The organism is Parasalinivibrio latis (genome assembly GCF_036825535.1).
GTDB classification, from domain to species: domain Bacteria; phylum Pseudomonadota; class Gammaproteobacteria; order Enterobacterales; family Vibrionaceae; genus Parasalinivibrio; species Parasalinivibrio latis.
Window position 1 is genome coordinate 1,895,865 of the sequence record NZ_CP098812.1, and the last position, 26,749, is coordinate 1,922,613.

20 protein-coding genes are annotated in these 26,749 nt (G+C 46.4%); all 20 read left to right on the forward strand.

What is annotated here, in order from left to right:
- Position 1: 1 nt before the first annotated feature.
- The 20 genes from NF212_RS08965 (at position 2) to NF212_RS09060 (ending at position 26,722) form a co-directional block, all read left to right on the forward strand.
- Positions 2–1,543, forward strand: a complete 1,542-nt coding sequence (locus NF212_RS08965; protein WP_434354771.1) for a SpoIIE family protein phosphatase — start codon at positions 2–4, stop codon at positions 1,541–1,543.
- Positions 1,544–1,607: 64 nt separating this feature from the next.
- Positions 1,608–2,420: a phosphate/phosphite/phosphonate ABC transporter substrate-binding protein gene (locus NF212_RS08970; RefSeq protein ID WP_434354773.1), complete on the forward strand. Its 813-nt coding sequence runs from the start codon at positions 1,608–1,610 to the stop codon at positions 2,418–2,420.
- Positions 2,417–5,476, forward strand: a complete 3,060-nt coding sequence (locus NF212_RS08975) for a PAS domain S-box protein (protein WP_434354775.1) — start codon at positions 2,417–2,419, stop codon at positions 5,474–5,476. Before NF212_RS08970 ends, NF212_RS08975 begins: the two co-directional genes overlap by 4 nt.
- Positions 5,477–5,623: 147 nt before the next feature.
- Complete coding sequence (locus NF212_RS08980) at positions 5,624–7,030, forward strand: sigma-54-dependent transcriptional regulator (protein ID WP_434354777.1); 1,407 nt, start codon at positions 5,624–5,626, stop codon at positions 7,028–7,030.
- 141 nt (positions 7,031–7,171) lie between these two features.
- On the forward strand, positions 7,172–8,254 hold the full coding sequence (locus NF212_RS08985; protein ID WP_434354779.1) for a glycosyltransferase family 4 protein: 1,083 nt from the start codon (positions 7,172–7,174) through the stop codon (positions 8,252–8,254).
- Positions 8,255–8,346: 92 nt separating this feature from the next.
- The gene (locus NF212_RS08990; protein ID WP_434354781.1) at positions 8,347–9,597 is read left to right on the forward strand and encodes a glycosyltransferase; all 1,251 of its coding nucleotides are present in this window, start codon (positions 8,347–8,349) and stop codon (positions 9,595–9,597) included.
- Positions 9,594–10,742 carry a glycosyltransferase family 4 protein gene (locus NF212_RS08995; RefSeq protein WP_434354783.1) on the forward strand — a complete coding sequence of 383 codons (1,149 nt, stop codon included), beginning with the start codon at positions 9,594–9,596 and terminating at the stop codon, positions 10,740–10,742. Before NF212_RS08990 ends, NF212_RS08995 begins: the two co-directional genes overlap by 4 nt.
- The gene (locus NF212_RS09000; protein WP_434354785.1) at positions 10,732–12,159 is read left to right on the forward strand and encodes a lipopolysaccharide biosynthesis protein; all 1,428 of its coding nucleotides are present in this window, start codon (positions 10,732–10,734) and stop codon (positions 12,157–12,159) included. Before NF212_RS08995 ends, NF212_RS09000 begins: the two co-directional genes overlap by 11 nt.
- Positions 12,156–13,538 carry an O-antigen ligase family protein gene (locus NF212_RS09005; protein WP_434354787.1) on the forward strand — a complete coding sequence of 461 codons (1,383 nt, stop codon included), beginning with the start codon at positions 12,156–12,158 and terminating at the stop codon, positions 13,536–13,538. The genes NF212_RS09000 and NF212_RS09005 overlap by 4 nt, the downstream gene beginning before the upstream one ends.
- Positions 13,539–13,657: 119 nt before the next feature.
- Positions 13,658–14,356, forward strand: coding sequence for a hypothetical protein (locus tag NF212_RS09010; protein ID WP_434354789.1), 699 nt, complete (start codon positions 13,658–13,660; stop codon positions 14,354–14,356).
- 88 nt (positions 14,357–14,444) lie between these two features.
- Positions 14,445–14,900, forward strand: coding sequence for a hypothetical protein (locus tag NF212_RS09015; RefSeq protein ID WP_434354791.1), 456 nt, complete (start codon positions 14,445–14,447; stop codon positions 14,898–14,900).
- Positions 14,901–14,941: 41 nt separating this feature from the next.
- Positions 14,942–15,838, forward strand: coding sequence for a DUF4114 domain-containing protein (locus NF212_RS09020; RefSeq protein ID WP_434354793.1), 897 nt, complete (start codon positions 14,942–14,944; stop codon positions 15,836–15,838).
- Positions 15,839–16,020: 182 nt separating this feature from the next.
- Entirely contained in the window at positions 16,021–17,841 is a 1,821-nt protein-coding gene (glmS, locus tag NF212_RS09025) for a glutamine--fructose-6-phosphate transaminase (isomerizing) (protein ID WP_434354795.1), read from the forward strand.
- A gap of 16 nt (positions 17,842–17,857) precedes the next feature.
- Complete coding sequence (locus tag NF212_RS09030; RefSeq protein ID WP_434354797.1) at positions 17,858–18,610, forward strand: acyltransferase; 753 nt, start codon at positions 17,858–17,860, stop codon at positions 18,608–18,610.
- A complete protein-coding gene (locus NF212_RS09035) occupies positions 18,600–19,751 on the forward strand; it encodes a glycosyltransferase (protein WP_434354799.1) in 1,152 nt (383 codons plus the stop codon). Before NF212_RS09030 ends, NF212_RS09035 begins: the two co-directional genes overlap by 11 nt.
- Entirely contained in the window at positions 19,748–21,247 is a 1,500-nt protein-coding gene (locus tag NF212_RS09040; protein WP_434354801.1) for a GumC family protein, read from the forward strand. Before NF212_RS09035 ends, NF212_RS09040 begins: the two co-directional genes overlap by 4 nt.
- A 107-nt stretch (positions 21,248–21,354) precedes the next feature.
- Complete coding sequence (locus tag NF212_RS09045; protein WP_434354803.1) at positions 21,355–23,607, forward strand: hypothetical protein; 2,253 nt, start codon at positions 21,355–21,357, stop codon at positions 23,605–23,607.
- Positions 23,608–23,782: 175 nt separating this feature from the next.
- Positions 23,783–24,859, forward strand: a complete 1,077-nt coding sequence (locus tag NF212_RS09050; protein ID WP_434354805.1) for a glycosyltransferase — start codon at positions 23,783–23,785, stop codon at positions 24,857–24,859.
- The gene (locus NF212_RS09055) at positions 24,859–26,085 is read left to right on the forward strand and encodes a glycosyltransferase family 2 protein (protein ID WP_434354807.1); all 1,227 of its coding nucleotides are present in this window, start codon (positions 24,859–24,861) and stop codon (positions 26,083–26,085) included. Before NF212_RS09050 ends, NF212_RS09055 begins: the two co-directional genes overlap by 1 nt.
- Positions 26,078–26,722 carry a sugar transferase gene (locus NF212_RS09060; RefSeq protein WP_434354809.1) on the forward strand — a complete coding sequence of 215 codons (645 nt, stop codon included), beginning with the start codon at positions 26,078–26,080 and terminating at the stop codon, positions 26,720–26,722. The genes NF212_RS09055 and NF212_RS09060 overlap by 8 nt, the downstream gene beginning before the upstream one ends.
- Positions 26,723–26,749 lie beyond the last annotated feature (27 nt).

Consider the following 26,749-nt stretch of genomic DNA (forward strand, 5'->3'; position numbering starts at 1 on the left):
TATGGATAACAACGTACTGTTTGAACACAGACTGCCTGCCTCATTGAAATCGGTTCGCACACTGAGAAATTTGCTCGCTAAAACAATCACTCCCTGCGTGAGCAGTGAACTGACACGCCGTAAAATGTTGTTGTGCTTTGCAGAGGCTGCGAATAATTTGGTGGAACATAGTCAACCGTTACCCTCCTGGCTTTGTTTTCGGTTTGGAAAAAATGCCTCAGAGTATTGGATCGAAATTATTGATGACGGCGGGAAGTGGGATCCAACTCAATTCGACGAATCTGATATCTCGTTTTTTCAAGAGAAAGAAAGTGGTCGTGGTATTGCTTTGCTCAAACAACAGTGCGATTCAGTTAGCTATTCTCCAGGAGACAAGAATCAACCAAATATACTGACTTTGTCTTGGAGCAACCCCCTATTACCAAAGTCAGGAAACATCCTCATTGTCGAGGATGACCCAACCCAACGCAGACTCTACAAAGCCTATCTGCAAAACAGTTATACAGTGATCCTCGCTTCAGATGGTTATGAAGCACTGGATCTGTTAAAAAGACACCATGTAGACTTGGTTATATCGGACATTCGAATGCCCGGTATGGACGGGTTAACACTGCGGGAACAAATTGCCCAAGACCCCAGTACTAACCTCATTCCCTTTGTATTTATTTCCCTGAACAAAAGCACATTCGCACAAGAAACTGCCTCCGGAATGGGCGTTGACGACTATTTATGTAAGCCGGTATGCAAAGACACGTTAATGCTGACGGTAAAGCGTGTCCTTGGGAGATCAAGGCAGGTCTATATACAAATGACAAACAGGTTGAACGAGCAGATTTGTAATGCCCTTCAACCCCAAGTCCCGCCCGCCGTGGACGGGTGGAACCTGGCGTTATCTACCCGAAACACCGGAATTGGGGGCGGAGACCTGTTGTTCTACCGAAAAATTGGGGAACAGAACCTGCTAACGCTCGCTGATATCATGGGACACGATGAAGGGGCCAAGTTTTTCTCTTACGCTTATGGGGGCTACCTTCGCGGTCTTCTGCAAACCGCAGAGCCTCACCCAAATCTCACATCCCATATACTCCAACGATTATCGGATTCAATCTGGACAGACAATGTACTGTCTCAGGTAACGTTAACCTGTTGCGCTATTTCTTTGCATCCTAACGGACAATTTTCCGTTGCCAGTGCGGGGCATCCCTCCCCTTTATATATCTTTGAAAAAACCACTTCGCCAGTTCCGGTTGGGGGAATACTTGCTGGTTTAATACCTTCAACAAAGTACCAAAGCTATAGTCAGGAGATCAGGCCAGGACAACGACTGGCTTTTTTCACTGATGGTTTGTTTGAGTCAGCAGATTCAGAACAGGAAAGGTGCGAACTGGAGGAGTGTATAAAGACTGCACTGGTCTCCACCCTGCACCTACCGATCGAGCAAGCATTGAATGAAGTCATGAGGCAATTCGACCATGTCGCTGGTATTCCGCCAAAAGACGACACACTGTTGTTGTTGATCGAACGGGAAAAATCAGCAATTTAAGAAGAAAAATTACGCATATATGCCAAACTAACCATATGATTGTTAGTGCATAAAAGGGAATCTGATGAAACATATACTCTTACTCGTGATATTTCTTTTTCCGATAAACTCTTTTGCACAGGACCTGGTTTTCGGGATCGTTCCTCAGCAATCAGCAAGTAAACTTGCACGGAACTGGAGCCCGCTCCTCAGCCAACTGTCTGCATTAACCGGCTACAACATCCGGTTTGCAACCGCGCCTAATATCCCGACATTTGAAAAACGTTTAGCTGGCGGCGAGTATGACATCGCCTATATGAACCCATACCATTACGTGGTTTTTAGTTCTGAACCCGGATACGCTGCTATTAACAAAGCAAAAAACAAATTATTAAAGGGAATCATTGTCGTAAAAAAAGACGGCCCTATTAACGACGAATCTGACTTGAATGGGCACACTCTCGCTTTTCCATCTCCTGCTGCGTTTGCCGCCAGTATTCTTACCCGGGATCATCTGACACAAGAAGGGGTTGATTTTAAACCAAGGTATGTCTCATCACATGACTCAGTATATATCTCGGTAGCAAAAGGCCTTATGCCAGCTGGCGGTGGTGTAAAAAGAACACTTGGGAAAACCTCACCTGAAATACGCGAACAGCTCAGAGTCCTTTGGACAACAAAGGGCTATACGCCCCATGCTATTGCAGTCCACCCCAGAGTAACCCCCGAAGTGTCTACCAATATACAAAAAGCCATTGCTTTACTTGACTCATATCCAGAGGGAACTGACCTTCTTGAAAGCATTGGTATCAAGGGATTTGAAAACGCATCAAATTCAGATTGGGACGACGTAAGGGAATTGGATATTAATCTCTTGCTCAGCAAGGATAAAGAATGAAGTTCAGAACAAAGACGCTCCTTGGAATAGCAATCATTGAGATAGTACTGCTTCTTGTACTTATTTTGAGTGCTATCCGCTTCTTATCTACGTCAAATGAAGCTCAACTGGTAGAGAGGGCTGTCATTACTTCTGAGCTTTTTGCACGGGCAACCAAAGATGCAATTTTGGCTACAGACTTGGCTACACTCAAAAGCTTCACGGAAGAGATGCTAACCCATAAGGGTATTTCATATGTACAAATAGAGGGATATGACACGATACTGGCTGAGGCAGGTCCAGCCGAAATACTGAGGGTACCAAGGGAGCCTGACAAGCGTTTGGAAAACGTAACGGACGGTATTTATGATGTGGTAGTACCTGTACAGGAAGGGGGAGTCACCTACGCTGTAGTCAGACTGGGGCTACCCACTGAACCTATCGGCACTATGTTAACCAGTGCCCGAAAATGGATAACAAGTATTGCCACAATAGAAGTAGCACTGGTTGCAATCTTCTCCCTGATATTAGGGAACTATTTGACCAGACATTTAAACCAACTGAAGATTGCGTCTGATCTGATAACAAAAAATGGCCCAGGGCCTCAAATCGAAGTCTGTGGGAATGATGAAATAGCAGAAGTTGCCAGAGCATTTAATTCCATGTCCTCGACACTGGAAGAAAATCACCAGAACTTCAAAGAATTAATCGAAAAAACTGAAAACAACGCAAAAAACAGTCGAGATATTCAAAACAAGCAGCAGGCAATATTAAGTGCATCACTCGATGCTATTATAACCATCAATCAATATGGATTGGTCCAGGACTTTAATGAAATAGCGGAGAAAACTTTTGGCTGGACCAAAGATGAAATATTGGGCAAGCAAATGGCCGATTTTATTATTCCCGAGAGACTGAGGAACGCACATAAGATCGGAATAGGTAATTTCCTCGAAACAGGCGTTGGACCAGTTTTAAGACAACGAATCGAAGTTCCCGCTGTCCGGAAAAATGGTGAGGAGTTTCCCATAGAGTTAGCCATTTCTCCTGTTGAGACGGAAAGTGGATATATTTTCATTTCCTATATAAAAGATATATCAAGTCGGAAGGCCGCAGAAACAGAGCTGCAGTTGGCCGCTCATGCATTTGAAACCACCGAAGGCATTATTATTGCCGACTCTGAAAGTCGGATCATTCGAACAAACACCGCCTTCTCCCAAATTACCGGACACAATAGTACGGATGTAGTCGGGCAAGGACTGAAGATACTCGCTTCTGAGCAACATGATCGGAGTTTTTACGGTCAAGTATGGCAGGATGTAAAAGCTGAAGGTAAATGGACCGGTCAAATTTATATAAAACGCATAGACGGGAGTGAATTCCCTTCCCACTTCCATATGACGGCAGTAAAAAACGGCCAAGGAACCATCACGCATTTTGTAGCTCACTTCATTGATATCACGAAACAAAAACAGTATGAAAATGAGCTTTTCCAAGCCCGGCTGGATGCTGAAAAAGCAAGTGAATCAAAAGGACGTTTTCTTGCTTCAATGAGCCATGAAATAAGAACACCAATGAACGGCATTTTAGGGATATTAAATATTCTTTCAGATACAAAATTGGAAAAAGAACAACGTGAATTACTTGATACGGGGATAGAGTCAGGAGAGTTATTACTATCAATTATCAACGATATTCTCGATTTTTCAAAAATGGAATCAGAAACACTCATGTTGATAGATGAGGATTATAATTTTCACTCCATGTTAACCAACGTAATAGAAATACTGCGACCAACGGCAGAAAAAAAGAACTTATCCCTATTTAAAACAGTAGACGCCAATGTTCCAGTATATGTTAGGGGTGATAAAGATCGCCTTAGCCAGGTTTTTCTAAATCTCATAAACAATGCAATTAAATTTACGTCAACCGGCAGTATTGAAATAAATGTGGACTGCATTAAAAGCAATCATGATGATTTCACAATAGTTGCCAACGTCAAGGATACTGGCATTGGAATGTCAGAAGAAATCCAAAAAACTCTTTTTAATGAATTCACTATGGCTGACCAGTCTTTTGCCAGAAAACATGAAGGCACAGGCCTTGGTCTTGCAATTAGCAAACGCCTAATTGGGATGATGAATGGAAGCATTCACGTATCAAGTATCTTAGGTGAAGGCAGTGTCTTTACCATTGAATTCCCCGTTGTAGAAGGCAATATGATTTTGGATGAAGAATACAATTCAAGTTCCGAAGTCACAACTATAAAATCTGAAGACACAGCCATCTTACTTGTGGATGATCATTCAGCAAACCGTATGGTTATGAAACGCCTGTTGGAGAGCGCAGGTTTCACCATGGATATTGCCCAAAACGGTTTTGAAGCAATAGAGTATGCGGGAAACCGGCGTTACGACATCATTTTCATGGACATATCGATGCCTGGAATGGATGGCATAACTGCAACCCAAAAAATACGTGAACTCCCCGCGCCTTATAGCCAATCGACTATCATTGCACTGACGGCCCACGCCTTGTCTGGCGATAAAGAGCGCTTCCTTGCTGCCGGTATGGATGACTATTTGTCAAAGCCCGTAAACCGCTCCGCTTTGGTCACCGCGATAGGAAAATGGACGAGCCAGAAAACCTCATCGGTATCAGAGAATTCTCTAACACCAGTTGATACCTCTGATTCAATTCAACAGACAAACGTAATTGCAACCTCATACGTTGATGAAGCAACGATTACTCAACTTGTCGAGGACACATCAGAGCAAATCGTATTGGAGTTGGTTGAACTGTATATAGAGGATTCAAAAGTCCTATTGTCGAAAATCGTTGATGCCGTTGATCTGAAGGACATCCAGAAACTTGAATTCGAAACCCATACGCTGGGAAGCAGTGCAGCAGCACATGGGAATCTGGCGCTATGCCAAATTGCCAGAGAAATTGAACATTCCTGCATAAACGGTAATGAAGTAGATGCCTTGGGTAAGTTAGAGGCCCTGCTCCAAACTGCGGAAAAATCTTTTAATGCAATTTCCTCAAGATGCGCACAAGGTTTTCACCCTGCCTGACCTCTCGTTTTCGCAAATTCGCACGGATCAATGCAAACAGTATCTTATACTCTATACGAGACAGGTTTCATTAAAGTTGTATTTTCTCTTTGTGGGGAAAAAGTGCGACCGCAGGTTACAGATGTCCAATGAGAAAGAGGTATTTCCATGCAAAACGGGCAACGCGTATTGTTAGTCGAAGATTCCGCTCCACTTGCCGCTCTTTATAAACAGTACCTCAAAGATTTTCCCGTTACTCTTGAACACGTTGAGAATGGACGTGACGCAATATCGTCCATTAAGGCAAATACCCCACATGTCATATTGCTAGATCTTAAGCTTCCCGATATGCATGGCGAAGAAATACTACAATGGCTTCGCAGCGAATCTATTCCAAGCTCTGTCATAATCACTACCTCTCATGGTTCAGTTGATGTCGCTGTAGGTTTGATGCAAAACGGTGCAGATGATTTCCTTGAAAAGCCCGTCAGTGCCAGCAGGTTGCAAGCTTCACTAAAGAATCATCTTGACCGGACACGTCTTAAAAACCTGGTTGATGATTATCAAACAACTTTTGAACGTGTTACCTACCAAGGATTTATTGGGTCCAGCCTTCCCATGCAAGCTGTCTACCGAATTATCGATGCCGCAGCACCAAGTACAGCAACGGTGTTTATTTCTGGTGAAAGCGGCACGGGCAAAGAAGTATGTGCAGAAGCAATCCACCGACAAAGTCCCCGCAAGGACATGCCCTTTATCGCCATTAATTGTGGAGCCATTCCAAAAGATTTGATGGAAAGTGAAATATTTGGCCACGTAAAGGGCGCCTTTACCGGCGCTGTCAGCGAACGAAAAGGCGCTGCGTTGCTCGCAGATAAGGGGACCCTTTTTCTTGATGAAATATGCGAAATGGATCTTGAGCTGCAAAAGAAGTTGCTCCGCTTTATTCAAACCGGTCGATTCCAACGCGTGGGCGCAAGCAGTGAAGACAAAGTGGATATCCGTTTCGTTTGCGCGACAAACAGGGATCCCTTAGAAGAAGTCCAGGCGGGAAGATTCAGGGAAGATCTCTATTACAGGCTGCACGTTGTACCGATTAACCTTCCCCCGTTGCGTGAACGGGGAAATGACATCATTGATATCGCTCACAAGTTCCTGACAAAGTATTCAAGTGAGGAAGGCAAATCTTTCTCTGAATTTGACCCATCTGTTGAGGTGATTCTTCGCCACTACGGCTGGCCGGGTAATGTCCGCCAGTTGCAGAATGTCATCAGGAATATTGTTGTCCTCCACAATGACGACAGTGTTAAGCGGCAGCACCTGCCACCACCTCTGGATACTGCCTTGGGGGATGCCGAAATCAGCCAACTTGTCACCAAGCCCAACAGCGAAGAGGACTCAGCAGACAACATTCCAAAAACTATTCGTCCAATGGCTGAAATTGAAAGAGAGAAGATGGAAGAAGCGATAGCGTTTTGCGATGGAAATGTGCTTAAAGCGGCTGTTTTGCTTGAGGTCAGCCCATCTACGCTATACAGGAAAAAGCAGTCATGGGAGTCTGGTGAACAAGTTTGATATATCCAACCTCCGTCACTGATGTCGCTGTTGATTTGGAAGCGTAAGCCCTACTCACAGCACTGCCATCTGGTTTTAACCCCCAGAGTGCTGAATTTGCAGTTATCACATGAGCACCTATTATGAAACATGGGGCTTATTATGAAAGATTCGTTCAAAGAAGATGTATGGCTGTTGTTAGACAGCAGTGAAATGGGCGGCATTGAAAGCCATGTCTACCAACTCGCGAAGGGTTTACGATCCTTCAATATAGGCGTGCGCGTTGTCTTTCTTTCCTATTATGAAAAGCCCCACCCTCTCCATACCAAGTTGGAGAACATCGATGTACCATTTATTGTTATCGAAGGTGGTCTGTTCGCACTGTTAAAACAGATTAAAACCTTGCGACCTGCAATTTTACACACGCACGGTTATAAAGCGGGAATTTATTGCAGACTGTTGGGGCCTCTGATTAAAACACCTGTTATTGCAAGTTTTCACGCTGGTGAAATCCCGGTGGGAAAAGTTCGCCTATATGACTTTATTGATCGTTATAGTGCAGTGCTTGCCAACAGGCGACTTTGTGTTAGTGAGGAAATTGCACAGAGACTACCCGTATCCTCAACTGTCCTAGATAATTTCATTGATACAGAGAATATTTCAGAAACTCATGGTGAACACATCGCGTTTGTCGGAAGACTAAGTTATGAAAAAGGACCAGACCGGTTTATAGATATTGCCTCTCACTTTTCGATGGTTCAGTTCCATATCTATGGTGATGGCCCTGAGAAATCCAACTTAATATATAACGCACCAAACAACGTCGATTTCCATGGGCACCAAAATAATATGGATCAGGTTTGGAGCGAGATATCTTTGTTGATAATGCCTTCAAGACACGAAGGCCTTCCAATGGCAGCACTCGAAGCGATGTCCAGAGGTATTCCTGTCATCGCTACCAGTGTCGGAGCCATGCCCAAACTAATAGAACATGATACAAATGGTTGGCTCGTGCAGGAAGATTCCAGCATCTTGATGGTGGATTGGATAAAACACTGGTTTTTAATGTCAGATTCCCAGCGTGAAACCATGAGACAAAAAGCCCGTCACTCTATTGTGACTCAATATTCGTCGGATGTTGTCATTCCACAATTGTTGCAACACTACCACCACTTTTCTGATGTTGGTCATGATGACATGCATTCTGGGAAAAACGCTTCCCCAGCACGCAGCCGAAACAATTAATATCTCTATGTATCAGTAAGATACAATCCAATTACTCAACATGGCTCACTCTTTGCAGAAACAGGATATCCAACATAGCAAAGGTGGTAGGCATGGAGAACAGCAGCAACAATCCAATCACTATACTCTTTGTCCATTACGGGGATCAGTGGTTAAGGGGAAGTGAACAATGTGTCCTTAGCCTGATAGAGCGATTGGATCCTACCCGTTTTATTCCTGTCCTTTGGTGTAACAACGAATCACTGGCAAATGAAGCGAAAAAACTGAGAATTCCCGTATATTGCTCCCCGTTTCCCATTCTGTTGGGCTGGAGTAAACCCCGTTTCAACCTTTCCGGGTTCATCAGTGAAATCAAAATGGGCACGCAGATTATACGCGACCACAATATTGATATAGTCCATTGCAACAGTGCCGCACCCACACAATGGATCAACTTCGCAGCCCGGGCAACACGGACAAGAATGCTGACCCACCTGCATGCACAGTATCAGGCAAGGGACCGCGTAACACTGGGACTTCACCACTCCCCCACAATTGTTGGTGTCAGCCACCATGTGGTCACCACGTTTCTGGACGAAGGCTATCCGGCAGAAAACCTACACATCATTTCCAACGGTATTGACCTACAGGAAATAGATGAAACGCCTCCGGTTCCTCTCAAAGATTCTTTAGGGTTGGGCACTGACGACATTCTATTAATTACCGTCGGATCGGTGACCTATAACAAAGGGATAGACATTCTGATCAAGTCTGTACGGGAATTATTTGACGCCGGAATACCAGTTCATATCGCCATCATTGGTGATGGTCCAGACAGGGATGCATTTAAACAGTTAGCTGAAAACTGGGGAGTAGCGTCAAGAGTCCATTTTCTGGGAGAACAGGAAAACCCTGCGTCTTTCCTCAAAGGCGATGCGGATATCTTCGTTTCCGGTACACGATTCGAAGCCTTCGGGCTATCCATTGCCGAAGCTTCGTATTGTGGCCTTCCTGTTGTCTCCCCGCTTGTTGGCGGTGTTGTTGATGTTGTAGCAGACGGCCTGACTGGCCTTTTGGTAGAGCCAGGCTCATCAAAAGCATTAACCAAGGCAGTTCTCCATCTCATTCAAAACCCGGAAAAACGAAAGAAAATGGGGGAACAGGGAATCACACATATTAAGCATCACTTTGCGGTAGATCTTTATGCCCAACAGTTTGAAGCCCTTTATGCTCAAATGCTTAACAACAGCAAGTTGGAAACAGCATGGTATCGTCACTGGCACCCTGAATTGTCGGTATTCACCACTCTTTGCAGCATTATAAGAAATGGTATCGCCCGGCCTATAAGGGAGATTCGTTCATGAAGACGCAAACACATATCCTTTTGATTGACCCTATTCCTTTCCTGGGCGGTTCAAAAATAGCCTGCCAGCACATGCTTGAACAAATTGACGCTTCCAGCACAACAATTACCGTTTTGACCAATGACCAGGCCTCATGGAAAGACACCGGCTACAACACAATTAGTCTCTACCGGCCTCGGTGGCTGCCAAAAACTGACCATGGGATCGGGTATTTTTTACGCCAATTTATTACGGCGTTGAATATACTTTTTGTTCGGTTATTTACCGGGAAAATAGACACCTTGCTGGGCGCATCCGGCCCGGGGGTGGACCTGTCTATACATATCGTTAAACAATTGCTGGATGTCCGTACGGTACAAATCGTTAATGGGCCTGTATCCCACTCTAAAGCTCTGGGTTGGGCGCTATCTTCAGCAGACCAGGTTTTTTTCCTCGCATCCATCTACGAAGATATCGTAAATGCCATAACAAAAGCTGGAAAGAGTCCGGATATTGTTGCTTCTCCGCGTTTTAAATCTATTTCAAACGGTATCCCCAGAGCCCAATGGCCATCAGATTGCCAGACCAGCAAACCCGTTTTGTTTTGGGCGGCGTCACTGGTTAAGTGGAAAGGATTAGAAACGCTTTTTGATGCGCTGGAGCTTTTCTCAGATTCAGACAGACCTGAAACCCATATATGTTATATCCGGCCTCAAAATACCGACATCGAAGCCAGTGAAATAAACCGTCATATTGCTCATGTCTCCTGTCATGAAAAACCAGCGAACCTCGACCAAATAAGGGCAGGTTGCAATATCTTTGTCTCTACCAGTAAAAACGAACCTTTCGGAATATCGATACTTGAAGCCATGGCTGCCGGCCATTGCATAGTCATTCCTGCAGATGCGGCATACTGGGACCAGCAACTGACTAATGGTGTTGACTGTATTAAATATGCTCCGGGAGATCATAAAGATCTTGCCCGTAAGCTTGACCAACTCTGTTGTGACATGGACCAAGTCATGCAGCTGGGTTCCAATGCCCAGAGAATTGCGGCTGAATTCAGGGCTGAACATGTATACCGCCCCGTCGCGGAATCTCTTATCCCCAGCAAAAACTCACGCACTGACCTCTCGTATGACAGAGGAAATCCCTATGACATTTAACCTGTCTCCTGCAGTGAAAAATGTATTGCTATATGGGGTTAGCATCGCCTTGATGAAGGGCATCTCACTAATAATGCTGCCGTTTATCACGCACTACCTTTCCCAGGATGCATTTGGCCGGTTGGAAGTACTGTTGAGCATAGCTGCATTCGGCAGCGTCATTGTCAGTATGGGGCTAATGGATGCACTTTACCGCTTCGCAGGCAGCCATAAAAAAATGAAAGACAAAAAACGTGCTGCTTCCGAAATATATGGTATTGCCTGTGTCATTGCCTTGATGGCCTTTTCAGTTTTGTGGTTTGCAGCTGAAATCATCGTCGACCTTACCGGCAATACCTTTTCATTGTATGAAGTCCGCCTTGTTCTGTCCGTCCTGGTTTTTGAAGGGTGTATTGCCATCCCTCTTGGATGGTTAAGAATGACAGATAAAGTCTGGACATTCTTTCTTGTCACCACCGGCAGTGCCATTACCAACGCATTGTTAATCACATTTAATCTCATTTATGGCAGAGGCGTTGAGGGCATCCTAGAGTCAGGGGTAATTGTTGCCACACTCCAGGCTTTGGTTTTGGCCATTTTACACATCCGGCACGCCGGCATTGGATTCAACCTTGCGCTTACACATAAATGCATCGTATATGGGTTGCCAATTATGCTCAGCGGTATTCTGGCATTCACATTGAACGGTTTTGACCGTTGGCTTCTCGCGGAAAAAGCATCAATGGTAGATGTTGCCAATTTTGCGGTCGCAGCAAAGTTCGCCCTTGCCGTAACCTTGCTGATGCAGCCTTTTAATATGTGGTGGATGCCCAGACGTTTCGAAGTACTTTTCGGACAGGATGGAGTGGTTAACGCGGCAAAATTTACCAGCCTTGGTATTACTATATTATTGGTTATCACCGCTACCGTAGGGTTAGCATCTCCCATTCTTATAACACTACTCATGCCGGGAGAGTATGCCGTTGCTGGACAGTATGCGGCTGTTTTAGTACTGGCGGCATGCCTCAAAGAGCTTTTTGAACTTATTAACCTAGGCAGCCTCACCGGGGAAACAACATACTCGGTACTGATTGCCAACATCGCGGGTGCATGCACTGGTGTAATAATGATGTTCTGGTTGGCTCCTGATTATGCTGTCTGGGGAATTGCCGCCGCGCTCCTTGCAGCCCACTGGGTGAGGGTTGCCGTTATCTTTGTCAGCAGCCAATACCTTTATCCCATCCAGTATCCTTTTAGCAGCCTTTTAGCCACAGGGCTTATCACTGCGGTGTCAGTTAGCTTTAGCCTTCAGGATTTTACTTTAGCTTACCAGGCTGTAACCACTGTACTTGGCGTAACCACGGTAATTGGCTTTTCGGTATGGCGAGGGCTGTTTCCCCTGACTCTGTTTAAAACATCACGAGCGCAGATGTTATGAACAGTCTGGGCGAACCAATCCGGCACCAAATAATACTCATTTTGTTTGTCTGCTTTGCGGTGGCTTTTGCTTGGTTCGTAATACCTAAACCGTACCTCATTATTCTTATCAGCACCGCCCCTATTGCGTTGGTCATGGTGTTAGCAAAGCCCTTTCCCATGGTTTTGTTTTTCGTGATCTTCTCATTTTTCCGGATCCATGAAGTTTTCCCTCAGCTTTATAACCTGAAAATCCCGCTTTTGCTGTCTCTCGCTTCACTGGGTGCCATTGCCTGGCATACTTTGATTTCCGGAAAGATTAAAGTTTACTGGCGTCCGGAATTCACCCTTCTCACCATATTCACCCTTCTGGTCATTATTGGCGTGGTCTTGGCGAATAACAGGCCCATAGCCATTGCTTACTTCAAAGACATCTACTGGAAAATCATCGTCATGACATTTGCTATTGCATGGCTATGCCGTACGGAAAAGGATTTTCGTCTGTCTTCCGGTTTAATCCTCTTTGCCGGGTTGGTGGTTGGCACAAAGGCCATCATTAACAAAGTGACAGGTGTTGGACTGGTCGAAGGGACCCGTGTAACAATTGGACGGGAACTTGGTTCAATGCTGGGTGACCCCAATGACCTGTCTTTGGTTCTGATGTTCCCCACCTCGTTTGCCCTCGGTATTGCGTTAACAAAAAGCATGAACAGGTTTTACCGAGCCATTGCTTTTATTTCGGTCCCGATTCTTTTCTACGCCGTCATTGCTACCCAAAGCCGGGGCGGACTATTGGGGATTCTTGCCGTTTTCGGTGTTTTCGCTTACCAAAGGATAAAGTCAAAGGCACTGCTGATAACCCTTGGGGTGATGGCAGCGGGAATCCTGTTTGCATTAGCCGGCATATCTGACAGAGCTTCCGGCGGATCCGGTGAAGCCGGTATTGATGCGTCTGCCATGGGGAGAATATATGCATGGCAAGCGGCATTTGGGATGGCTGTCTCGCATCCACTGACAGGCGTTGGGCTGGATAATTTTTACGCAAACTACTTTTACTACAGCCCGCATTGGGATGGCCTTAACCATGCCGTACACAGCACTTGGTTTGGTGTACTCGCTGAATCTGGTTTCGTCGGTTTAGGTATTTTTGTCGCTCTGATTCTTGTATTGATAAACACTGCCAGAAATTCTCTTAAAACAATACTCCTCTCCCCGGATAAATACCCGCCGGTGGTCCTTGCATCGAGCCAGGCTGTTTTTGCAGGGCTTATAGGAACCATTGTTTCCGGTACTTTTCTCACCCAGGGCTATAACTGGCCAATATACATTCTCGCCGCCCTCGTCGCGGCCGTTGGCCAGTACATCGATACAACAACGCCGGCTCAGGAGAGTAAAAAATGAAGGTTAGTATACCCGCCAGCTTGTCCACCCGGTCTGACTACTGTTCTTGGTTCTACCGCTGCCTAATCGCCCCTCTCTTAATTTCCGGGTTGGTTGCTTCATTGATAAGAGTGTTTTTTATGGAAAGGTCGGCAGCAGAACTTGGCCCGGTCATTCCCCTTTTTGCACTGGCTCTTGCAGTTATATCCCTCCTTCAAGCCACTTGGCCTCCACCGGAAAGAAAGGATATGGCTGTCATTTTTGTATTGTCATTACTCTTTATCGTACCCAGCCAACAACTCACCAACGTGATTATTTTCTTTCTTGCTGTATGGCTGCTGTATCGGAACAGCAACCAGTCATTTTGGGGGGCAAGCATATTAGTCATGGTATCACTGCAGGGTATTCTGGCTGTTTACTTGCTTAAGTGGGCCGCCGGGCCAGTCTTAACATTCGATGCAGCCCTAACATCAGTCCTCCTCAACATCACTACGGGTTCCGCCAGCTATTTAGGTAACATTGTCTACGGCCCGGCAGACCACCAGCTTTTGATTTTACGCGGATGTTCTTCCCTTCCACTTGCGATGGGTGGGGTAATCGCCTGGTTTGCTATTGCCCGGTTCAGCCGGTTGCCATTCAATGCCAGAGAAATTGCTGTGGTATGTGTAATCTCCTTTCTTCTGATTTCCCTGAATATCATCCGCCTCTCAATGATGGCATGCGATATGAATTGGCATACATGGTGGCATGCCACCGAGGGCCAGCAGACATTCCAGCTATTGGCTGTCTTCATTATTCTGGCAAGCTGCGCAGGAGGGTTACGCTATGTACGTTCCTGAATCATACAGAACGGGAATAAATATTCGGACACTACTTATTTTGACAGTGTTTACCATTTTGACTTGCATATATGGGATTTTTCTCCGGTTGGAATCGAACCGTGTAGTGCCCCAGCAGCATCCAGAAGGGATTTTCGAGGCGCAGTTATACGAATTCCTGTCAGAGAACACTCGCGGATGGACGTCAAATATCTATTACACCGAAGATTGGGGGCTAAGGGGGCTGCAGACTTACCTGTCTGAATGTGACGGTACCCTTAAAACCCTCGTTATGCCTGAAGGCGATGAAGTACTGTCGATGTGGGAGGCCATTGCAAGGCGTGAGCAGAATAGTATTCGTTTCTTGTACCGTGGAAAAATCTTAAATGAATTTCCCGTACTGACATTTTGGTTTGAGACAACCATTTCATCAGTAACGAAACGATTGCATATCCATGATAAGGATCCCGGCCCAATTATTGCAATGTCAATTCCAGGCAAGTGCGAAATGTACTTCTCCACCATCCCGTTTTCTAAGTTGTCCTTAACCGGGGGTAAAGAGTGAAAAAGAAGAATACATATCCTATCAAATCTGCAGGGGTCGTTTTGTTTTGGGCCTTTGTTTCATTCTCCACTCAAGCTGAAGTGGTTAACACTCCCGACATTACAAACCAGACACTCGACAGTAACCTTTTGGATGTTACCAGCGAATCTCTTTATGAATCGACTGCGGTTGATCCGACGTTTCTTAATACAGATTACGACCCCTACCTCACACTGTCTGAAGATGCCAATGTCAGTGTCTCCTTTATAGATGAGGGAGCGGGTTATAAAAACTCCCTGGGTTGGTTTACCTTTGACGAAACTACATTTGACGGCCTTTCTAAAGGAGACATCGACACTAACAGTGATGGCATTGTTTCTTTCACTGAGCTTAACAGTCTTGATGGCGTGGATAGTGGTTGGCTGTTTGCAAACATTTCAGAACAAGGCGGAGGAGGAGACCTGCTAACAGGTGACACTGTCACTATTGGCGATGGCCCCCTCTCTGCCGGTACATCTGTGAGCTTTTTCCTGGCACAAAATGCATTTACCGGAGGAAGCAGCGTTGATGACGGGATATATACCGGCGACACACAAATTTTTTATGGGTTGGACTTCCTGAACCCTGAGGCAGATTTTACCCATAACATTGAAAGTAACATTCAAAACGCCCGTCACGTTGCCATGCTGTTCTCTGATGATGAACAAGAAAATGTCATTATGGGGTTTGAGGATCTAAACCGGACCGATTCATCATTGAATCACTGGGGGATATCCTCTGATGAAGATTTTAATGACGCCGTTTTCACCATATCTTCCGACCCGGTTTCGGCACTAAGCACATCAAACATTGCGACTGCACCTTTACCCGATATTGGACAAGGCCCAGTTGGTATTCTCTTGCTGTTTGGCCTTTCCACCCTGGCGGTGTTTTCAAGAGGCACCATCCTCATTACTTAAGCCAGCGATTTAAACAACGTCTTTTAATCTGCAAGTCAAAAAAGGAAAAGCCCTGTTCTTTTCCTTTTTTTATATATCTCCCATCCCCAAAACCCCTTCAACATGCTGTTTTATTTCAATTTAAATTATTGGCACAACCTATGCCTTAGATATTTTACAAACGAAAACCTGAGGTAAAGATCATGTGTGGAATTTTTGCAGCAATCAACAATCAGCCTGTCACTGATTGTCTAATCAAAGGACTGGAAGCTCTCTCCTACCGTGGTTATGACTCTTCTGGAATCGTGATATCTGGTGAACAGAAGCTGGAAAGGCTTCGTTGCGCAGGCAAAATTGGCAACCTCTCTAAAAAGCTTGCTGGTAACCCTCTCAGTGGTTTTACAGGCATTGCCCACACACGCTGGGCTACCCATGGAGAAGCCACGGAAAACAATGCACACCCTCACATGCACGGAGATGTTGCTGTCGTACACAACGGCATCATCGAAAACTACGTTGCACTACGGTGCCGTTTGTCCGGTGAAGGGTTTTATTTTGAAAGTGATACTGATACAGAAGTTATCCCTGTTCTCATTTCCAGCTTCCTCAATCAGGGGCTAGACAACATTTCAGCCTTAAGGAGTGCTCTGGAAGAACTTGAAGGCAGCTACGCCGTCGCGGTTGTATTCGCGTCAGAACCCAATACGCTCTATGCCGCAAGAAACGGAAGCCCCCTGGTTATTGGAAAGTCAGAGGAAGGATTCTTACTTGCGTCCGACACCATTGCTTTTGGTTTACACACTGCTGAAGTATGCCACCTCAAAGATGGCGATGTAGCCAGGGTCAGCCTTAACGATGTTTCTGTCTCTGATACCAAAGGACAAACTGTTAGCCGTGCATTTCTTCCCCATAACCCATTGGATGGCGATGCGGGTAAGCAGGGCTTCCGACACTACATGATGAAGGAAATACAGGAACAGCCAGCGGTCGTTGCACGAACCCTCGAGGCCTATTCGCTCGATGGTCGGATCGACTGGCATCAGTTTCCTGTATCAACATTCATTCCCATCGAACGCTTTTCCTTTGTCGCATGCGGTACTTCGTATTACGCAGGAATGATAGGTAAATACTGGATGGAAAACCTTGCCTCCCTGCCTTCCGACGTCGATATTGCCTCAGAATACCGCTACCGAAATTCGCCTATTGCCAAGCACACTTCCACACTGTTCATCTCACAGTCGGGCGAAACAGCCGATACCCTTGCTGCCCTCCGGTATACCAAGGCTCTCAACAGCTATACCCTTTCAATGATCAATGTGCCTACCAGTACAATGGCCAACGAAAGTGACAGTGTAATGCGCACTTACGCAGGGCCAGAAATTGGTGTTGCATCAACAAAAGCTTTCACAGGGCAATTGGTTACCTTATTGCTGCTTGCCCTCGCAACGGCACGCAGCCATGGTAATTTACCTGGCAGCGAACAAGTAAAAATCACCCATGCACTGAGCCTGTTACCAAAGCAGATTTCAGATTTCCTGTCTGACACCCGTGTTATTCAAGATATTGCAGGCGCCATCTATCAGGCTGACAACGCCCTTTTCTTGGGACGGGGTGTTGCGTTTCCACTCGCGCTCGAAGGTGCTCTGAAGCTTAAAGAAATCAGTTATATCCATGCTGAGGCGTACCCGGCAGGAGAACTTAAGCACGGCCCTATCGCTTTGGTCGATAAAGGGTTGCCTGTGGTTATAATCGCCCCACCCGGAGATTTACAGACCAAGACCCTTTCAAACCTCCGTGAAGTCACGTCCCGTGGCGCGAAAGTTATCCTTATCAGCGACGCAGACGGTATTGCCCAGGCGCAGTCTCATATATTCCGGGCAATCGAAATGCCTGATGTCCACTCCTCAATACTGCCAATTCTGTACACATTGCCTCTCCAATTGCTTGCCTACTATGTTGCAGCGTTAAAAGGCACAGACATCGACCAGCCAAGAAATCTTGCAAAGTCTGTCACTGTTGAGTAATGCGGGGGTATGAGAGATGACTCATTTATCCATCCAGAAAGTGAAGCACTGGCTTAAATACAGTGATTCTTCATTAGCAAAGGCGATATTCGCCTTTGCTAAAAACCTGATAAACGTGGAAATTCCAGCACCAAAGGGGATTTCCAAAGTCCTTTATGTTGTTTACACAACCCTGCGTAACCTTGGTTCGGCAACATTAAGGGTATGTTGGTGGACACCGCTTTTTAAAGGACGCCTGTCCTGCTGCGGGAAAAATCTTTACCTGTACGGGGGGCTACCATTTGTTTCCGGCCCTTTGGATATATCGGTGGGGAACAGCTCCCGAATTTCAGGGCAAACCACATTTTCAGGACGGTGTTCAATTAAGGAGCCTCCGAAGCTGCACATTGGCAACAATGTAGATGTTGGCTGGCAGACAACGATAGCTGTCGGAACACAAGTATACCTGGGTGATAACGTCAGAATTGCAGGCCGGGCTTTCCTTTGTGGCTATCCCGGACATCCTCTGAACCCGTTAGACAGGGCAAAAGGGTTACCTGAAGAAGATCACCAGGCCAGAGATATCGTGCTGGAAAAAGATGTATGGCTGGGCACCGGGGTAACGGTGATGGCCGGGGTACTCATCGGTCAAGGTACCGTTGTAGCAGCCGGAAGTGTCGTAACAAAGAGTCTGCCAACAATGGTACTAGCCGGGGGGAACCCTGCAAAAGTCATTCGTCACCTCGATTGCAAACCCACTCCGGAAGAGGTACTGCGCCATGCATCATGATCTGATTGTTTTTGGTGAGGATTGGGGCGGCCTCCCCTCCTCTACACAACATTTAATCAGCAGGCTCTCTTCTTCGAGAAAAGTGGTTTGGGTGAATTCCATCGGGCTAAGGCAGCCTTCATTTAACCTGCGGGATTGCAAACGACTCTTGGCAAAGGTTTCCAAAATCGCATTCAGTCCACTGCAAAGCCCGCAGCAAAGCAAAGAAAACACAGCCCACCCACCTTCAAGTTTCACCATCGTTAACCCAATTACAATTCCTGCACCTTCTTCGCGTGTTTCCAGAAAGCTGGCAGAGTGGCTGCTTGTATACCAGTTACGCCCCCTGGTTAAGAAGTTATCCCTTGAAAACCCAGTGTTATGGTCTTCACTGCCGACCGCGGCTGACCTATGCGGAAAACTCGGCGAGTCTTCAGTTATTTACTACTGCGGCGATGACTTTGGTGCCCTTGCAGGCGTAGACCATGACGTCGTTCTGCAACATGAGAGGGTGTTGGTCAGCAAGGCGGACAAGATCCTGGCAGCCAGCCCAACCCTTTGCGACAAGTTCCCTTCTGATAAATGCCTGTTACTGCCGCATGGTGTCGACTACGATCTTTTTTCTAATTCTGCCCCCAGGGCAAAAGATCTCCCTGATGATGGCCATCCTATTGCCGGTTTTTATGGCAGCCTTTCAAACTGGTTAGATTATGACTTGCTTAAACACGTCATCACGCGGCTCAAACATTGGCGCTTTGTTTTCATTGGTAACATCGAGGATGAGCGGGCGCACGATATTCTTCGTTTGAAGAACGTTATCTATCTGGGACAACGGCCTCACAACCAGCTTCCCTCATACAGCCAGCATTGGGATGTCTCCCTTTTGCCGTTCAGTGACAACCTTCAGATACGCGCTTGTAATCCGTTAAAACTGCTTGAATACCTGGCGACCGGAAAACCGGTGGTCACCACACCGTTTCCGGCATTGAAGCCATATCAGCATCTGGTTCAAACAGTCGCCACCTCAAGACAGATGGTATCCGCACTTGAAAAGTCAATATCCGGGAAAAACGTAAAAAGCACACAGCAATTGCAGGAAATTTCCACGCAAACCTGGGATCAACGGGCAAGAGATCTAACCTTACTGTTGGAGGCATTGTGATTACTCTCTCGTACCGCATACTTTTGATACTTACCGGAGCCTGGAGGCGCAGGTATGTCATTGCGCTGCCAATCCTTATTTTCCCTCTGGTAGGCCTTACCATCGGGTTCCTCAGCCCGAAGCACTACTCCTCACATACCAGTATGCTGATTCAGGAGACATCCAAAATGAATCCCTTTTTGGAGGATCTTGCCGTGTCTGCCATGCTGAAAGACAGAATGGGTGCCCTGAAAACACTGCTGCACAGCAGGCACATCCTTTACCAGGTAGCACAACAGCGGCAGTTGATAACAGATGAAAGCACTGCTGACCAAATCGCAGCAACAATCGACCAGCTTTCAGGCGGGCTTTCTGTTCAGATGATGGGTAAAGACCTTATCAAGATTAATTACTCATCGGGTAACGCGGAAGGGATGAAGGAAACGCTTGAAACCGTCAGCAAACTCTTTGTAGAGCAACTGCTGGCACCCGAACGCTCATCAATGAAAGATTCCAGTTATTTCCTCGCAGAACACATCAAATACCGCCGAGATGAACTGGAAAAGGCAGAAACTGCCCTCGCGGAATTTAAATCTCAAAACAGCACAGAACTCCCAGCGATGCAGTTGCAAAACAGCACCCGGTTAACGCAACTCAGGCAGAGACTTTCGGAAAAGGATGCCGAACTCGCAGGTGCCCGGCGCAGTCTGGGCGGGCTGGACCAGCAGTTATCAAAAACCAACCCGGTGGTCGGGCGAATTGAGGAACAAATTGTTCAGATCCGCAGTGAACTGGCGCTGTTGAAAGCCCGTTATACAGAAAACCACAGTAAGGTTCAGGGGGCACTGAGAAACCTGCGCCGGCTTGAAGAAGAAAGAAAAGCCATGATCAATGTTACCGGACAGACCATTGATTCCGGGCAACTTTGGGACATTGCAACAAGCAGTAAAGAAGACGTCAACAGCCAGCCACTGCTTATTTCTCAACTTGAAAATCTCCAACTTGCACGCAGTCGTGTTGATTCTCTGGAGGAAGAAACCAGCAGCCTTAAGTCTGTCATCGCTGACCTTGAATCCAAGACAGCAGCAACCAGCATCAACGAGCGTGAACTGTCCCGTCTTGAAAGAGACCTTTCTGTAAAGCGGCAACTCTATGACGAACTGCTGAAACGTTATGAAATGGCACGGCTTACAAGCTCCCTTGGCGTATTTGAACAGGATAAAAGGGTAAAAATCATCGATCAGCCCTTTACGCCAACATTCGAGTCCAATCCTCCGACAATTTTATTCGTCATTGCCGGATTAATCGGCGGTGTATTCCTTGGATCTGGCGTCGCCCTTATTTTAGAAGTCACAGATTCAACGGTCAGGAGACGGGATAAATTAGAGGAACTGACTGAAGTGCCTGTTCTCAGCCGAATTCCTCCGATTAATGAGCAGACGGAGCCCGATTTTCTATTATTTTCAGCAAACAACCCGGTCGATACACAAGGGAAAATGATTAAAGGAAAATCATGATTCGGACTCTTATATTACTGATCACCCTTGTTCCATGCCTTGTATATGGTTCAGAAAAAGTCACTTTTTCAAAAAAAGACATTCCCTCGGTTGAGCCTGGAACACAATTGACCATAATCGGAAACAACACGGGTAACAAAACCGGAATTGTTGTTGTTCGAATCGATGACTCGTCAAATCCCGGTTATGCAAACCGAGGGAATATTGAAAGAACGATTCCACCCGGACCTTTCACTATCCAACTTTTAATGGGAGGAATTAAGACCCCTTCCGGACGCAAGCTCCAGCTAAATTCACTTGAGCAAATCATCATTTTTTCTGCCCGAAGCAACCCCCGGATTGAAATCGAAAACGTCTTGTTTTCCGCCCCTGTAATCTTGCCTGCAGGTTCTAAAGGCTGGGATCTTGGCCCAGAGGATTCTGCACTCTGGCCAGGTTTCGAATCTCTGGACCTTAGCAGTCGCCTTATAAGAGGCTCACTTCTTAAGGCGATAGACAGAGGCAGCAAGCAACAGGCGGTAGAAGGACTGACATCGGATGGAATCCGCGGGATTGAGTCACTTACCCTGCCCGTTACTCCAGGGAAATGGCATGTCACTTTATGGATAAGAGATTCAGGAGAATGGGAGTATTTACCCAACCCGCTTGAACGGGAGATCCACATTGAAGGACAACAGGTTTTTCACAACCATCTTTCCCCGTTGGACTGGATAGAAAACAGCTACCTCGATGGTCTTAATGATGAAGCCAAACCGGGGCAAACCAGCTGGTTGCAATTCGGTGAACGCGCAGAAAGCCGGGTAAGCACCGTTGTTATCGTTGATGGAAACGGGATGCAAATCGACATCGATGGCGAACAACCTGAAGCCGGCTTCATTTCTGGCGTATTGATTGAAAAAGACGGTTTTGCCGTCAGAGACCAAGTAGAAGCAGCTCGTAAATCCTGGTGGGAAAACAATTGGAAAACAGGCCTAATACCGGTATCTCGGGCTATAGCTCCTACTCTCACTTCGTCACGAACTTCTTTAACCATCGCAAAAGGGACGTATGGCAGCTTGGTGTTCCAACTCGACCCAGCTGGCATAAGTGAACCTCCTCAAGTTAACCTGATGATGCCAACGCAAGGGAGGAGGGCGTTACCTTCTACTCTTAGATGGGGACAGTGGCACTTTCGCCGTAAAGGTCTCTCTTCCACATTCCTGGAAGCTGACAATACTATGTTGCGGGCAGGAGTTATCCCTGGGAACCCTCATTCACCAAGAAAGCTGCATCTCAGTTTGTTTGTACCTCACGATGCCCCATCCGGCCTCTATCGAGGGAATTTGTCGGTAATGCTCAGGGACTCAAAGCTTGAGCTACCCATTTCAGTCAATGTTCCCGAAATTTCACTCCCCCCGGCTGACAGGCCTATCGGCGTCTATCTCGAAAAACCGCCACATTATTCATGGTTCCCTGAGACGCTGACGTTAGGTGAACAAGCGCTGGAATGTGATCTTTCATACCTGAGCAAAATTGGGCTGAATGGAATATCGCCCCCTTTTCCCACCCCAAATTCTGACACTGAAGCTGAGAAATTAGTCTCGATGCAGCGTGATCTTATTATGGAGGGGTATCATCCTTCCACTCTTGCCTACACCGCAGTCAAAAGGCTGGTAGCCAAACAGGGACTAGAGCAAGCGGCTATTCGATTAGGTGAAATAGAAAATATATTTGCTGGTAAGGGTATCCCCGGCCCTTTATGGGTGACGGCAGATGAGCCTTCCAACCCCGGTAACCATGTTTCCCTTGATGAAATGCACCGTTACATCCGTACCTATGCGCCCTCAGCAAAACTGGCTGGACACTTGAACCATAAGGGTGACGAAACATTTCTCCCAATGTTTGACCTGGTGCTTATTAATAATGGCTACGGCCTGAACTACAAACGAATTCAAACTGCCAAAAAGCATGCAGATGTGTGGTTGTATAACCTTAAGGAAATGCGTTCCGCTGCTGGCTTTTTCCTATGGCGCAACGATGCAGACGGTTATGTCCAATGGCACGCAAGAATGCCAACCGCAGACCCCTTAGACCCAACAGACGGGCGCGAAACAGACATCCAGTTTCTTTACCCCAGTGTTATTCCCTGCTCTGACGTTCCCGATGTTCATGAAACACTTTTTGACTTAACTGAAGCAGTCATTGACCTTCGTTGGATCCTTTGGCTGGAACTGCAGGCTGAGCATTCCGCTGTTGCAGGAAAACTCCTTGAGTCAATGAGAGCCCAGATTCCCGAAACCTGGCAGGAAATGAAAAAAATACCCTATTCAACATTGGATAAATGGCGAAATGACATTATTCGTTTAACACACACCCTGTAACTGTCATTCCTGTTCTCAAATTTGGAATTGGGAAATTCCGGCTTCTAACCAAACCAACCAGTGCCACATAACCAACTGTTTTATATGACTTTGTGCCACAAGGAAATTTTGGCACACCCTATGCAAATATACATGTATTCATTGAATATTTTCTGGCATAGACGGAGAACAGATAATGCAGACAATTGTTCAGGTTGTACAACACCTCCGCCCCGGAGGACTGGAAACCATGGCATTGGACATACTCCGGTTTTCCCAGAATCGTGAGCGAATGATTATCGTCAGTCTGGAGGGAGACAAAAAGACAGCACTTCAATCTTGGCCCAGATTGTCGGCATTCGAGGATCAGCTAGTATTCCTGAATAAACCGGATGGTTTTTCCCTGTCAACATTACGTTCGCTTTCTGATCTCTTGCGACAAGTTAACGCTGACGTAATCCATACTCATCATATCGGTCCCCTCATTTATGGGGGACTGGCAGCAAAGCTTACCGGATTGGTATCTCACGTCCATACCGAACATGATGCCTGGCATCTTGATGACAATAAACGAGCAAAGCTACAGAAACTGGCTATTTGGATGAGCAACCCGGTGGTGGTTGCTGCCGGAGGACGCATAGCTGCCACTCTGGAGACAAAACTACAGTTACCGTTTATCCTCACAATCCGAAACGGAATAGACAGCCAGAAATTCACTCCCGGATGTGCGAAAAATGCACGTCAGGTTATGGGGTTACCTCAAGACGCAACCATTCTGGGATGCGCAGGCAGGCTGGAACCGGTTAAGTGCCAGCAACTCATGATTGAAGCACTCCCACACCTTCCTCCATCGGTTCATTTAGCCATTGCAGGTACAGGAAGTTTGTCTGAGAGGTTAAAATCACGAGCCCACATACTGGGAGTCGAAAACAGAGTCCATTTCCTCGGGCTGGTAGAAGACATGCCCACTTTTTATCAGTCATTGGACTTATTTTGCCTACCTTCCCACAACGAAGGGTTCCCACTGTCAACACTCGAAGCCCAGTCATGTGGGATCCCGACTGCTGTCAGTATGATTGGCGGGTCAATGGAAACACTCTGTCCCGAAACCGGAAGGTTGCTCGATGTTTCGAACCCTGAAGGCCTGGCATCATCAATCAACAAAATTCTGGCAACGCCGATAAGCGGAACACCAAGAAATCACATCGTTAAGTCAAACGACGTCAGGTTGATGGCATGGGCTTACGACGACCTTTGTAAAAAGGTCGCGTAATGGAGATCACACTGCTCGGCGTCATAACAATGAGTGCCATTTTTCTGGTGATCTACCACCATATTGGTTATCCGTTGATACTGAAATGTATCCCAGCGAAAGAAGAAGCATCTCCCCAGTCAACTGCAACAAGACGTTATAACAACGTGGCTTCTGATGAGATGCTACCGTCTGTCACTGTCATCATCCCTGCTTACAACGAAGAACGGTGGATTGCTGAAAAAATCCGTAATCTTGCGGTATTGGATTACCCAAATCACCGTCTGCAAATATTTATCGCATGCGATGGCTGCAGTGACAAAACTGAACAGATAGCAAAAGCAACAGCGCGGGAACCGGCATGCCGTCACTTAAACCTGACTGTCATTGGCTTTAAGAATAACCGCGGAAAAGTCGCCCTGCTTAATGACCTGATACCAACAGCGTCTTCAGATTTGGTTGCATTATCAGACGTTTCAGCACTGGTTTCTGCAGATGCCCTGCTGCTCGCCGCACATCGATTCTCTAACAAAGAATTGGGGGTTTTAAACAGCCACTATCAACTGTACAAGCCGGGCACAAACGGTGAAAACGTCTATTGGAAATACCAAAGTCTTATCAAAAGCAAAGAAGCTTCAATGGGGTCAACCATGGGCGCACACGGCGCGTTTTACATGTTTCGGACCAACCTGTTTGAGCCTTTGGCCCCGGATACCATTAACGACGACTTTATCCTCCCAATGAAAATTGTGGCAATGGGATACAAAGCAGAACAGGAAAACCGAATTACCGCCCTTGAGCTGGAATCAAGCAACCTGCAAACAGATTTTCGTCGAAGATTAAGGATCGCAGCAGGAAACCTTCAACAAGTACTGCGGCTTGGTTTCATGCTTCACCCCCGCCACGGCGGCGTGGCTTTCATATTTTTGTCTGGCAAGGCTCTTCGGGTGATGATGCCTTACCTGATGATAATGGCACTAGCTGGCAGTATCTCACTTGCCGGAACCAGCCCTTTCTTCTCAGCACTGGCTGTTTCCCAGCTTTCAATTTACTTTCTCTCTTCTTTACCCGTTTTTTTCAGTCCCTTTAGACGATGGAAACCCACCCGGCTACTTCAATATCTAGTCGCCGGGCATCTTGCGAATTTTATAGGCAGTCTTCGCTATCTGTTAGGTCTTGATAAAGGTCGATGGCACCGGGTAGTCCAACCTGAGAACTCACGGCCTTCTAGGAGTCACTATGAATAAAGTTATGGTTTCCATAGATCCGGTAACAGCCATTTTTAAACGAGCATTTGATATTGTTCTGGCTCTGACCGGCTTACTCTTAACACTCCCACTGTTCCCCATTATTGCCTTCGCAATTAAACTGAACAGTCCTGGGCCAGTTATCTACAAACAACTACGCATCGGAAAATCAATGCCTGATAAAACATTGTTATTCCATATGCTGAAATTCAGAACCATGGTCCGTGATGCAGAAGCACAATCAGGCGCTGTGTGGGCTGGTTCGAATGACCCAAGAATTACGCCGGTAGGACGTTTCTTGAGGAAAACTCGCCTGGATGAATTACCACAGTTTTTCAACGTACTATCGGGAGATATGTCCATTGTAGGCCCCCGGCCTGAACGCCCAGGTTTCTATCAGAAACTGGAGGATGAAATCCCCTATTTCACAGAGAGGACATATGGGGTAATGCCTGGAATAACTGGATTGGCTCAAGTCAAACAGGGATACGATACCTGTATTGATGATGTACGCTCAAAGGTCGGGTTTGACCATAGCTACGCATTGTCTTTGCACTCCCTTCGTAGCTGGCTCTCGATGGATATCTACATCATGATTGCCACCATCTCTGTAATGTTTAATGGGCGCGGCAGGTGAATTAGAATTTCCCAATAAAAAGGCGGA